Origin of the sequence: Mesorhizobium shonense (assembly GCF_040545255.1) — a bacterium.
Taxonomy (GTDB): Bacteria; Pseudomonadota; Alphaproteobacteria; order Rhizobiales; family Rhizobiaceae; genus Mesorhizobium; species Mesorhizobium shonense.
Genome location: NZ_JBEPLM010000004.1, coordinates 26,406 through 37,892, shown reverse-complemented (window position 1 = coordinate 37,892; position 11,487 = coordinate 26,406). Strand labels below are relative to the sequence as shown.

Annotated in this window: 10 protein-coding genes, 1 tRNA gene and 1 pseudogene; 6 read left to right on the top strand and 6 right to left on the bottom strand. The window is 61.7% G+C overall.

Features of this window, described 5'->3' with window-relative positions:
• Nucleotides 1-33 precede the first annotated feature (33 nt).
• The 6 genes and pseudogenes from ABID26_RS12730 to ABID26_RS12705 form a co-directional block, all read left to right on the top strand.
• Entirely contained in the window at nucleotides 34-1,917 is a 1,884-nt protein-coding gene (locus tag ABID26_RS12730) for an efflux RND transporter periplasmic adaptor subunit (RefSeq protein WP_292372103.1), read from the top strand.
• Between the two features lie 9 nt (nucleotides 1,918-1,926).
• A complete protein-coding gene (locus ABID26_RS12725; RefSeq protein ID WP_292372101.1) occupies nucleotides 1,927-4,074 on the top strand; it encodes a zinc metalloprotease in 2,148 nt (715 codons plus the stop codon).
• Nucleotides 4,075-4,489: 415 nt separating this feature from the next.
• Nucleotides 4,490-5,320 (top strand): SapC family protein, encoded by an 831-nt coding sequence (locus tag ABID26_RS12720; protein WP_354415645.1) that lies wholly within the window; start codon nucleotides 4,490-4,492, stop codon nucleotides 5,318-5,320.
• A gap of 97 nt (nucleotides 5,321-5,417) precedes the next feature.
• Nucleotides 5,418-7,376, top strand: a complete 1,959-nt coding sequence (locus tag ABID26_RS12715) for a preprotein translocase subunit SecA (protein WP_354415642.1) — start codon at nucleotides 5,418-5,420, stop codon at nucleotides 7,374-7,376.
• Nucleotides 7,377-7,474: 98 nt separating this feature from the next.
• Entirely contained in the window at nucleotides 7,475-8,296 is an 822-nt protein-coding gene (locus tag ABID26_RS12710; protein WP_292372095.1) for an efflux RND transporter periplasmic adaptor subunit, read from the top strand.
• 190 nt (nucleotides 8,297-8,486) lie between these two features.
• Nucleotides 8,487-8,726: pseudogene (locus ABID26_RS12705) on the top strand (HlyD family efflux transporter periplasmic adaptor subunit); the annotation flags it as partial.
• Nucleotides 8,727-8,967: 241 nt separating this feature from the next.
• Here the strand turns inward: ABID26_RS12705 and ABID26_RS12700 are convergent.
• From ABID26_RS12700 to ABID26_RS12675, 6 genes are all read right to left on the bottom strand, one after another.
• Nucleotides 8,968-9,043: transfer RNA gene (locus ABID26_RS12700), tRNA-Phe, on the bottom strand.
• A gap of 154 nt (nucleotides 9,044-9,197) precedes the next feature.
• Nucleotides 9,198-9,419 carry a DNA gyrase inhibitor YacG gene (gene yacG / locus ABID26_RS12695; protein ID WP_292372093.1) on the bottom strand — a complete coding sequence of 74 codons (222 nt, stop codon included), beginning with the start codon at nucleotides 9,417-9,419 and terminating at the stop codon, nucleotides 9,198-9,200.
• Nucleotides 9,416-10,042 (bottom strand): Maf-like protein, encoded by a 627-nt coding sequence (locus ABID26_RS12690; RefSeq protein ID WP_126102026.1) that lies wholly within the window; start codon nucleotides 10,040-10,042, stop codon nucleotides 9,416-9,418. Before ABID26_RS12690 ends, yacG begins: the two co-directional genes overlap by 4 nt.
• Before the next feature lie 19 nt (nucleotides 10,043-10,061).
• Nucleotides 10,062-10,280, bottom strand: coding sequence for a translation initiation factor IF-1 (infA, locus tag ABID26_RS12685; RefSeq protein ID WP_006200926.1), 219 nt, complete (start codon nucleotides 10,278-10,280; stop codon nucleotides 10,062-10,064).
• 285 nt (nucleotides 10,281-10,565) lie between these two features.
• Nucleotides 10,566-10,988, bottom strand: a complete 423-nt coding sequence (locus ABID26_RS12680) for an arsenate-mycothiol transferase ArsC (RefSeq protein WP_354415615.1) — start codon at nucleotides 10,986-10,988, stop codon at nucleotides 10,566-10,568.
• Between the two features lie 11 nt (nucleotides 10,989-10,999).
• Nucleotides 11,000-11,485 carry a UPF0262 family protein gene (locus ABID26_RS12675; protein ID WP_292372091.1) on the bottom strand — a complete coding sequence of 162 codons (486 nt, stop codon included), beginning with the start codon at nucleotides 11,483-11,485 and terminating at the stop codon, nucleotides 11,000-11,002.
• Nucleotides 11,486-11,487: the final 2 nt, after the last annotated feature.

Below are 11,487 nucleotides of genomic sequence, written 5' to 3'. Positions count from 1 at the left end.
GACGCGAGTAAAAAATGAGGGTATGCCCGGCGAATGAATGAAATGCTGAAGGGCCCGACGCCGGGCCAGGCAGGTTCAGCTTCAGGAACGGTGAGCTTCGCCGTTCTTGACCAGGCCTTGTGGCAGAAGTTTCGCAACGCCGCGGGGCCAGAGGAATTCGTGGAAGCGTGGCTGGCGCTTCTTTGCCGGCAAGTTCCGGGTGTGGTGGCCGGTGTAGCCGTGCTTGGCGAGCCCGATGTCGGTCCATTCACTCCGGTGGCATGGTGGCCCGACAAGGATGTGGTCGGCGTCAGCCTCTCGGCCATAGCCGAGAAGTCGCTCGTCCAGCGTCAAGGCGCCGTCACCAGCGGCCTCGGTTCGGATGGAGCGCAGGCGGTTCGGCAGATTGCCCAACCCCTCATCGTCGACGGGCGGATCTACGGCGTGTGCGCGGTCTCCTCTGTTGGCGATGAGATTGGCGCCGGCGAGACGCTGCGTCGCATGCAATGGGCCGCAGGCTGGATGGAAGTCCTGCTGCGGCGCCAGATGCAGGCCGACGACCAGGAAGCGCGCGAGCGCAGTCGCATCGCCTTCGACATGCTGGCGACCGTGCTCGACAACAATAGCATTACCGCCGCAAGCACGGCCCTGGTCACCGAGCTTGCGCTCAGGCTCGATTGCGACCCGGTCAGCGTCGGCTTTGTCCGGCATCGCCGCTGTTCTGTCGCGGCTGTCTCCCATGCGGCGGATTTCTCGAAAAAGATCAACCTGATAAAAGATATCGCGGCGGCGATGGACGAGGCTGTCGACCAGCGCAGCATCGTGCTTCATCCTGCGAGGGAAGGCTGGGAATACCGCGTTAGCCGCGAGCACGAAGAACTTGCTAGGGAACACAAGACCGGTGGCGTGCTCACCGTGCCGCTGCAGTTCGACCACCGATCGATCGGCGCTATCACCTTCATCAAACCGGCAGGACGGGAGTTCGACGAGGCTGAGATCGATCTGTGCGATGCGGTGGCGGCTGTCGTGGGGCCGGTGCTCGAGGAAAAGCGCCGCAACGATCGCAACATCCTCGTCAAGATATGGGAAGCGTCCGCCAGGCAGGCCGAGCGGTTGCTCGGGCCCCGCTACTTCGGCCGCAAGCTCGCCACACTCTGTTTTGCCGCTGCCGCGGTCTGGCTCAGCCTGGCCACCACGGACCACGCCGTTACGTCGCCAGCTATCGTCAGGGGCACGATCCAAAGAACGATCGTGGCACCATTCAACGGCTATGTGGCCAGCGAGAACGTACGTGCCGGCGAGACGGTGAAGAAAGGCGACACGCTCGCCCAGCTCGACGACCAGGACCTTTCCTTCGAGCGGTTGAGGCTCTCCACTTCGCGCCAGCAGCGGATGACCGAATACGACCGCGCGCTCGCCAAGTATGATCGCGCGGAGGCGGCGATCATCAAGACCCAGATCGAACAGGCGGAGGCGCAACTGAAGCTCATCGACGAGCAACTGAGGCGCACCCGTCTCGTCGCGCCCTTCGATGGTTTCGTGGTCCAGGGCGACCTGAGCCAGTCGATCGGGGCCGCCGTCGAAAGGGGGCAGGAATTGTTCCGGATCGCGCCCCTCGACACGTACCGCGTTGTTATCGATGTCGACGAGAGCGACATCGGCGACATCGCGCTCGACCAGGCGGGGGTGCTGCGCGTGGCCTCCCTGCCGCAGGAATCCATGAGCTACCGTATCGAGCGGATCACCGCGCTTTCCATGCAGAAGGACGGCCGGAACTTCTTCCAGGTGGAAGCTGCCCTTGATCACCCGAGCCCGCGGCTCAGGCCAGGCATGGAGGGTATCGCAAAGACAGCGATCGACCGGCGCCTGCTCGTGACGAGCTATGCCGGCAAGATGCTGGACTGGGCCTACCTCGTCCTGTGGCGTTGGCTGCCTTAGGTTGAGCCGATGGAACAGTCCTACCTCAGCTCGTCCTGGTATCGGGTCTCCGGCTTGAAGCTCAGGCTGCGCAGTCACGCCCGCATCCACAGGGCAATCTTTCGCGGCCAGCTCTGGTATGTGCTGCAAGACAGAACGTCCGGCCGCTTCCACCGGTTCACGCCCGAAACCTGGTTCATCATCAGCCTGCTCGACGGCAGGCGGACGATCCAGGAGATCTGGGACATGGCCTGCGCGCAACTCGAGGACAAGGTGATGACTCAAGACGAGGTCATCCAGCTTCTCGGACAACTGCACACGACTGACGTGCTGTTCGGCGACGTGCCGCCCGACATCGGAGAACTCGCCGATCGGGGTAAGAAGCAGCGTGACCGCAAGCTCATGATGAGCTTCATCAATCCGCTTGCCTTGCGTTTCGGCCTGATCGACCCCGACAAGTTTCTGCAGGCGACCTTGCCGCTGATTAGGCCGCTGTTCTCCTGGGTTGGGGCGCTCGGCTTCTGCCTACTGTTCGGCTATGCATTGGTGCTTGCCGGGGTGCATTGGAGGGCGCTCACCAAGGACGTCACCGATCGCGTGCTGTCGGCGGAGAACCTGATCCTGTTGCTCATCGCCTTTCCGATGATCAAGGCGGTGCATGAGCTGGGCCATGCCTATGCGGTAAAGCGGTGGGGTGGCGCCGTCCATGAAATCGGTGTGATGCTGCTCGTCTTCATGCCGGTGCCTTACGTCGATGCATCCGACAGCCTCGCCTTCCAGAACAAATGGCACAGGGCCATTGTTGGCGGTGCGGGAATACTGGTCGAGATCGTACTCGCGGCGCTGGCGCTGATTGTCTGGGTCAACGCTGAGCCTGGGCTGGTTCGGGCCTTCGCCTTCAACGTAATGCTGATCGGCGGCGTGTCGACGCTTGTCTTCAATGGCAATCCGCTGCTCAAGTTCGACGGCTACTACGTGCTCTCCGACATTATCGAGATTCCCAACCTCGCCAGTCGCGCCAATGCTTATCTCGGCTATCTGGTTCAGCGCTACGCGTTCCGGATACGCTCGGCCACTTCTCCCGTCACGGCATCGGGGGAGGCGGGCTGGCTCTTCTTCTATGGATTCGCCGCGTTTTTTTACCGGCTGACCATCACGGCGGCGATCGTCACCTTCGTCAGCCGGCAGTTCTTCATAGTAGGAACGCTTATCGCATTGTGGGCGGTCATACTGATGCTTGGCGTGCCGGTCGCGAAGGGGATGTGGTTTCTGTTGGTCAACCCGGCACTCCGACACAATCGCGGCCGCGCCTTCGGTGTGGTTGCAAGCACGATCGCCGCGCTTGCGGTTGCGCTGCTTCTGGTGCCGTTGCCGCATTCAACGATCGCGCAGGGAATCGTCTGGTTGCCCGGCAACGGCATCGTCAATGTCGGGGCCGATGGCGTCGTGAAGGAGATTCTGGCCGCTCCCGACAGCGAGGTGGCGCAGGGCATTCCCCTGGTCAGGCTGGAGGATCCGCTGCTTACAGCCAAGGTCGAGTTGCTGACGATCCGCGTGCGGGAACTGAAGGCGAGGCTGGCCAAGCAGGATATAGCCGATGAAGCCAATTCCCTCATCGTCAAGGAAGAGCTGCGGCTGGCAGAGGCCGATCTTGCCTTGGCCGCGGACAGGCAGAAGTCGCTTACTGTACGCAGCCAGGCTTCCGGGACCTTCATACTGCCGGGCGCGACCGACCTTGTCGGACGCTTCCTGCATCGCGGCGAGACAGTCGGCTACGTCGCCGAGTTCGACCATCCGCTGATCCGGGTCGTCGTGCCGGAGGACGAGGCGGATCTGGTGCGCAGCCACACCCGAGATGTCAGCGTGAGACTGGTCGGCGATATGTGGCGGGCCGTTCCGGCCACCATGATCCGGGAAGTGCCGGCACTGAGCGACACGCTGCCGAGCGCCGCCTTGAGCACTGTCGGCGGCGGCACGATCTCGCTTGATCCCACCGATCCAAAGCAGCGCCGCGTGGTCGCCAATCTCCTCCATCTCGACTTGCGCCTGGATGAGGATCGGACAATTCCGCGCATCGGCAGCCGCGTCTACGTGCGTTTCTCATACGGGGCGGAACCGCTTGTAGGACGTCTCTATCGAGGCGTCAGGCAGGTATTTCTGCGTGTTTTTCAGATATAATTTTAGTAAAGTCGTATAATTCAGATTTATTAAGCGGTGTGCTGTGGTATTTCTCGAACGGCGATGCGGTTATGCGGCTCGTCGGAGCAATCCTTTTTGCGCATAGCGGTAAATAATCAGTATAGCCGGCTACATATTTACTCAGGAAACGATCAGAAATCCGAACTATGGTCCCTTTTGTATATAGGACCTTTGTCTGATAGCGTTACGACCAACGACTACAAGATACATCTCTCCTATGGGCGCGATCCATGTGTTGATAATTAATCATATTCTTTCAAAAATCTGACTGGACATTAAAGCCATGACGGTGTTCTCTGCTCATTAGGGGGAAGCTGGCGGCGGAAATAAGTAAATCTCATTTTAGGCTGCAGATGGCGTCAGGATTCTCCTTGGATTAACAAGGGAGTGTTTCATGACCACACAATTGCTTTTCTATCAAAACGCAACGCCGGTCAGTGCCGAGCGTCACAAGGACCTCGCCGTGAAGGCAGGGGTAAGCTATCGTTTCGCCAGCAGCGTCAATTCCGTACCGCTCACCGCCGTCGAGTTTGCCCAGGCAGCGGCTGAGTATCCGATTGTCTTCGCCGGGGCCGACGATTCGGTCATGCCTGTCGTCGTGCTCGGTGCCCAGCAAACCGAGAACCTGTTCATCAACGACGAGGGTGGCTGGCAAGGTAAATACATACCGGCCTTCGTCCGCCGCTATCCTTTCGTCTTCTCCACTGACAAGTCAGGCAAGACGTTCATCCTGCACATCGATGAGAGCTTCGAAGGCTGCAACCGGGAAGGGCGCGGAGAGCGCCTGTTCGACAATGACGGCCAGCAGACGCAATATCTGAAGAGCGTTCTGAATTTCCTCCAAGACTACCAAGGGCGCTTCCAGCGGACCAAGGAGTATTGCGACAGGTTGAAAGCGCTCGACCTTCTGCAGCCCATGCAAGCCCAGTTCAACCTCAACAGCGGCGAGCGACGGTCGCTTTCGGGCTTCATGACGGTTAACCGGGAAAAGCTGAAGGCGTTGCCGGATGCAGATCTGCTCGCCATGTTCCGCAACGACGAACTCGAGTGCACGTATCTGCATCTCCACTCGCTTCGCCATTTCGGCGACATGATCGAGCGTATCGCCACGAGGGGTGCGGCGCCCGAAATCTCGGCCGAGCCCATCGAAATAACCAAGGAGGTATCACGGCATCCGTCCAGGACGGCTGGCCGCAACGCCAAGGTCGAGGAAGCCTCGGCATAGCCTGCTGCCATGCGAATACGAAATTGCCGATCGCCAGGGAGCGGGGGAGCGGACACCGGTCCCTGGGGCAGTTGCTCAGCTTGCGGAGTAAAGTCGGGTGAGCGAGCAAGCGCAAATGTGGTCACTGCCAGCTCTTGAACGGTACGCGGAACGGGCTGACCCGAAACAGCACTGGCTGGATCCAATCGAGGCGGCCGCCACGGCCGCCCCGAGCGCGCTTCTTAGGCGGCTGTGGCGATCGCGGATCGGAAGGTTGGTCGGCGGCGTTGCCGCGCTGGAGCCGGAACTCAAACTGGCGTCGGACGCTCGTCTGGCGGGGCGCGCTCGCGAGATACGAGCAACGATGCGTCGTGACGGGCTGGACGAGCAGCTTATCGTTGCCCTCTTTGCGCTGGTGAGGGAGGTTTCCCGCAGAACCGTCGGGCTGCGGCACCACGACGTCCAGGTTCTCGCGGGTCTTTCAATGATCGGGGGGGCCGTCGTCGAGATGGACACGGGCGAAGGCAAAACGGTGACTGTCGCCTTGCCGGCGGCGGCCGCCGCCTTTGCCGGGATGCCTGTGCATGTTGTGACGGTGAACGAATATCTCGCGGAGCGCGATCATAGGACGTTGTCGCCGATCTTCAGTTTTCTGGGCCTTTCCACTGGCGTCGTCACCAGCGAGCTGTCGCCAGCGGAGAAGGTTGCCGTTTATGCCCGCGACATCGTCTACGCCAGCAACAAGGACATCGCGTTTGACTATCTGCGCGATCGCATCGCGCTCGGTATCCGACCGAATTTCCTCCGCACGAGGCTCAGAGAATTCGCTGGTGATGCTGATGCCAGCCAGCGTGTGGCAATGCGCGGGCTGCATTTCGCCATCGTCGACGAGGCCGACAGCGTGCTCGTCGACGAAGCGCGCACCCCGCTGATCATCTCAAGGGAGACCGATGCCAGCGAGGAACGGGAGTGGGCGCAACAGGCCTTCCGGATGATCGAGGACCTGGAGCCGGGCCTCCACTACAGAATGCGGGCCGAGGAGCGGCGGATCGAGCTAACCGATGCCGGACGAGCTTGCCTCGAGGACAAAGGTCGGGCCGTGGGCGGCATCTGGCTGAATCGCATCCGGCGCGAGGAAGGAGCCCGCCAGGCGCTGTCGGCCACGCACATCTTCCGGAAAGGCGAACACTATCTCGTCCAGGACGGCAAGGTGCAGATCGTCGATGAATACACCGGCAGGATCATGCCCGACCGGTCCTGGAGCGACGGGCTGCACCAACTGATTGAATTCAAGGAGGCATGCGAGACAACGAGTCGGAAGCTGCCGATGGCTCGCATGACCTATCAACGCTTCTTTCGGCGCTATCTTACGCTTTGCGGTATGACCGGGACCGCGCGTGAAGTAACGAGTGAACTGTGGTCGGTCTATCGGCTCGGCGTCGTTCGCATTCCGCCGAACGTGCCATCGAAGCGTCGAGATCTCGGCGCCATAATCTGCGCCAATCAGGACGAGAAGTGGCGCTGCATCGTCGAACGCGTGAGGACGTTGCACTCCAGCGGCCGGCCGGTGCTGATCGGCACGCGCTCGGTGCTCGCCTCCAATCAGCTCAGCCGGTCCCTCATGGAGGCAGGGCTCGAGCACGAAGTACTCAACGCGGAGAACGTCGCGCGCGAGGCCGGCATCATCGCCGAGGCTGGACGCCGCGGCCGCATCACCGTGGCCACCAACATGGCTGGCCGGGGCGTCGATATCGCCGTCGACCCCGATCTTCTCGACGATGGCGGCCTCCATGTCATATTGAGTGAATTGCATGATGCGGGTCGCATAGACCGCCAGATGCAAGGGCGAACCGCAAGGCGCGGCGAGCCGGGTACAACTGAGACGGTGCTTTCCATGGAGGACCCGCTGCTCGAACTTCTGCCAGCGCGCCTGCCACGATCGTCGCAATTCGGTCGGGTGCTCTTTCATCTGGCTCAGCGTCGCGCCGAGCTCGCTCACAGGCGGGACCGCAGGAATCTGCTCGCGCAGGACGGGCGGCTGGGTGTGCTCCTGGCATTCTCGGGGGGGAAAGAGTGATGTCAGCAAGGTCGTCGGTTCGACGAGTGAGGCTCACCGCGGCGAAAGCTCCTCACCCCCGGCGATCTTCCGACAGCGAAGGAATGGAACCCCGTCGATTGGCTCGGGCAGTGGCATGGCGGTTGGCCGCGGGGCTGATCTTCGGGATTTCGACCGCGGCATCGGCGGCGGCCGAATCGTTCGACTGCGTCATTGATCCCGCAATCGTGGTCAAGGTCGGCAGCCAGGTTCCGGGCCTGCTCGATTCCGTCATTATCAACCGCGGCGACAGGGTCACCGCCGGTGAGGCGATCGCGACGCTCTCGTCGAAAGTAGAGTCGGCAACGGTAGCGTTGATGACGGTGCAGGCAGGGAGCACAAGCGAGATCGAGGCGCAAAGGGCGCGCCTGGACCTTGCACAAAACAAGCTGGCGCGTGTCGAGGAACTGGTAAAGCGCAACATATCGGCCAAGAGCGACCTCGATGCCGCGATTGCGGAGGCGGAGGTGGTGAAACGGGAGTTGGCGCTCGCGGAAATGCGCAAGCGCGCTGCGGAACTGGAGCTCAACCGGGCGCAGGCCGTGCTCGAACAGAAGACCATCCGCAGCCCGATCACCGGTGTGGTGATCCAACGGTCGCTCTCCAAGGGCGAATATCTCGATCAGGACAAACAACTCGCCACGATCGCCCAGCTCGACCCTCTGTTTGTCGAGTCCTTCCTCCCCGTGAGCAAGTTCGGCAGCATCAAGGTGGGCATGCCGGCAATGGTCAAGCCTAACGAACCGATCGCCGGCACGTATGAGGGCACCGTCAAGGTCGTCGATTCGGTGTTCGATGCCGCCTCCAGCACGTTCGGTGTGCGTGTGGAGCTTTCCAATGCCGGCCAAAAGCTTCCCGCCGGCCACCGCTGCAGGGTTTCCTTCGACGGCACGACGGATTGAGCGCTGATGTCAAAGTTTAGCAAAGCACTGATCGCCTCTCGAATTTACGGGGAAAGCTGGCGGTCCTCTTTCCAGGCACGTGCAAAGGCAGCAACGCGGCCGTAGGAGCCCTCATAGCCAAGGCTCATCAGGTCCGCGTGCAACTGCTTGATCGTGCGCTTCTGCTTGCGCGACCTGCTCGCTTCCCTCCGACATCCGCAGCCCGCAGGACGGGGTGGTGCATCAGCTTGCGGTCCATACCGTCGGCGGGGTCATCACGCCCGGTGAAGTCGTCATGCTCATCGTGCCGGTGGCGGATGAACTGACCGTGGAGGCGCGCGTGGCGCCCCAGGACATCGACCAGTTAAAGCCTGGCCAGGAAGCCAGGCTCAAATTCTCGGCGTTCAACCAGCGCGTCACGCCCGAGCTGAACGGGAACGTCAACGAAATCTGGCGGCGGTTCGATTCCGGCTGCCGGATTCGAACTGGGCGCATCAAGCGCGGTTCAAACCGGTAATAACTGAGGAATCTGGGTGCTCATCCAAACAAATTACCAAAATACATCAGGTGGCTGGATACCATCAAAAATACCAACACCAATAGAAGCGTTTGACTAAGCGCAATGGTTGTATGAAAAAATTATGAAGCAAAATAAAGCACTTGCGAGACCAAAAAATACAACTTAAAGTTGTTGGTGCCCAGAGGCGGATTCGAACCACCGACACGCGGATTTTCAGTCCGCTGCTCTACCAACTGAGCTATCTGGGCCTGTGCCGGCTAACGGGATCGCCCGCCGGGTTTCGCGAGAGCGCCGGGCGGCGCCCCTTGAAAGCGCGTGGGTTATAGCACGGGAATTCGGCCTGTCCAGCGCTTAGGTGTTGATAAAGAAAAATCGCGGGAAACGGCCAATTGCCGCGCGCGTTCACGGCTCGTCCTTGGGCGAGGGGCCTTGCTTCGAGCCATCGTCCTCTTCGTCCTCATCGTCGCGGCGGGGGATGACGTAGGCGCCCTTCAGCCAGCGATTGAGGTCGATGTCCTTGCAGCGCGCCGAGCAGAATGGATAGTGTTCGCGCGCGGAAGGCTTGCCGCATTCGGGGCAGGGCCGCTTCGGTCGGAGCGGAGTAACCTTGTCGTCCGGGCTCATGGGCGCGCGACGTGCCAGTTCCGATGCGCCTTGAAACCCTCGCCGGAAAGCAGCGCCACGCTCTCATAGAGCGGCAGGCCGACCACATTGGTGTAGGAGCCGACCAGCTTGACGACGAAGGAGCCGGCGAGGCCCTGTACGGCATAGCCGCCGGCCTTGCCGCGCCATTCGCCGGAAGCGACATAAGCGTCGATCTCCTCTCGCGGCAGCCGCTTGAAGCGGACCCTGGTTTCCACCAACCGTTGGCGCAGCTTGCCGCCCGGCGTGATCAGGCAGATGCCGGAGTAGACACGATGCGAGCGGCCGGAAAGCAGGCCGAGGCAGTTCACGGCGTCGTCGATCGTCTCGGCCTTGGGCAGGATGCGCCGCCCGACCGCCACCACCGTATCGGCGGCGAGCACGAAGGCCGGCCCATAGTCGTCCTCGCTCTTCAGCGAGGTCAGCGCCTTCTCGGCCTTTTCCTTGGAGAGGCGTTTCGCCAGCGAGCGCGGATGTTCGGCGCGCAGCGGCGTCTCGTCGACGTCGGCGGGCAGCACGCGGTCCGGCTCGATGCCGGCCTGCTGCAACAGCTCGATCCGGCGCGGCGAACCCGAGGCAAGCACGAGCTTCTGCAGGATGCTCATCGCGGTTCGCGCCAGACTGTTACTTGAAGCGGTAGGTGATGCGGCCCTTGGTCAGGTCATAAGGCGTCATCTCGACCAGGACCTTGTCGCCGGTCAGCACGCGGATGCGGTTCTTGCGCATGCGGCCGGCCGTGTGGGCGATGATCTCGTGTTCGTTTTCGAGCTTCACCCGGAACATCGCATTGGGCAGCAGTTCCGTGACCACGCCCGGAAATTCTAGGACTTCTTCCTTCGGCATTCGATACCTTTGCTTGGATGGCGGTTCCGGCGCCTAGAGCATGATGCCGAAAAGTGTCAAGCGGTTTTCGGACGACATCATGCTCTATTTCTTTGATCTGGAGTCGGATGATTTCCGGCCGAACCGGCCGGAAATCATCCGACTCCGGCCGGAATTTGCGGCGGAACCTATATGATAATCGCCCGCTTGTGAACATGCTTAGAACCTTTCCGGCCTGGATAGAATCGGCACCTTCCGCAGAACGGCTCAATCCAGGCCGGAAAGTTCCCAATCGGTGGCGCTTTTTCACTCCGGCGGCGCGAAACGCTTGGCAATGCGCGCTTTCAGCCGCTCGCGCACATCGCGATAGGCCGCCATGATGTGCTCGCGCGTGCCGCCGGTGTCGGTCGGATCGGGCATTGGCCAATACTCCACCTCGACGGCGAGCGAGCGGGTGAGCTCGAGCGCGGCATGGTGCGCTTCCGGCGCCAGCGTCACGATCAGGTCGAAATAATCGTCTTCCAACTCGTCTAGCGTTCTCGGCTGCCGCTCGCCAAGCGTCAGACCCTCCTCGGCAAGCACGGCGTCGACGAAGGGATCCCGCTCGCCGCTGCGCACGCCGGCCGAGGCGACGAAGGTGGTGGCCGGCAGCAGCCGTCGCGCCAGCTGTTCCGCCATCGGCGAGCGCACGACATTCATGCCGCACACAAACAGGATCGAATGCGGCAACCCGGTCAGGATCAGCCCCGCCAGTGCAGCACGCAGACCAGCGTGAACAGCCGGCGCGCCGTGTCGAAGTCGATCTCGATCTTACCGGCGAGCCGATCCATCAGCGTCTGCGAGCCTTCATTGTGCAGGCCGCGCCGGCCCATGTCGATCGCCTCGATGTGACTGGGCGTCGAGGAGCGGATGGCCTCGTAATAGCTTTCGCAGATCAGGTAGTAATCCTTGACGATGCGCCGCAGCGGCGTCAGCGACAGGATGTGGGTGATCACGTCGCCGCCGTCCTCGCGGCTGACGGCGAACACCAGGCGCTGCTCGGCCAGCGACAGCTTCAGCCTGTATGGACCGGCGCCATCGTCGTTGACCGGCCGAAAACTGTTTTCCTCGATGAGGTCGAAGATCGCCACCGCCCGCTCGTGCTCGACATCGGGCGTCGAACGTCCGATCGATTCGTCGAGCTCGACGTCGATCAGCCTGTCGCGGTTTTGGTGGCGGCCGGACATCG

What these genes read in the sequence shown, in the direction of transcription:
- ABID26_RS12730 (WP_292372103.1), top strand. Translation starts at nt 34, where the DNA reads ATGAATGAAATGCTGAAGGGCCCGACGCCGGGCCAGGCAGGTTCAGCT.
- ABID26_RS12725 (WP_292372101.1), top strand. Translation starts at nt 1,927, where the DNA reads ATGGAACAGTCCTACCTCAGCTCGTCCTGGTATCGGGTCTCCGGCTTG.
- ABID26_RS12720 (WP_354415645.1), top strand. Translation starts at nt 4,490, where the DNA reads ATGACCACACAATTGCTTTTCTATCAAAACGCAACGCCGGTCAGTGCC.
- yacG (WP_292372093.1), bottom strand. Translation starts at nt 9,419, where the DNA reads ATGAGCCCGGACGACAAGGTTACTCCGCTCCGACCGAAGCGGCCCTGC.
- ABID26_RS12690 (WP_126102026.1), bottom strand. Translation starts at nt 10,042, where the DNA reads ATGAGCATCCTGCAGAAGCTCGTGCTTGCCTCGGGTTCGCCGCGCCGG.
- infA (WP_006200926.1), bottom strand. Translation starts at nt 10,280, where the DNA reads ATGCCGAAGGAAGAAGTCCTAGAATTTCCGGGCGTGGTCACGGAACTG.
- ABID26_RS12675 (WP_292372091.1), bottom strand. Translation starts at nt 11,485, where the DNA reads ATGTCCGGCCGCCACCAAAACCGCGACAGGCTGATCGACGTCGAGCTC.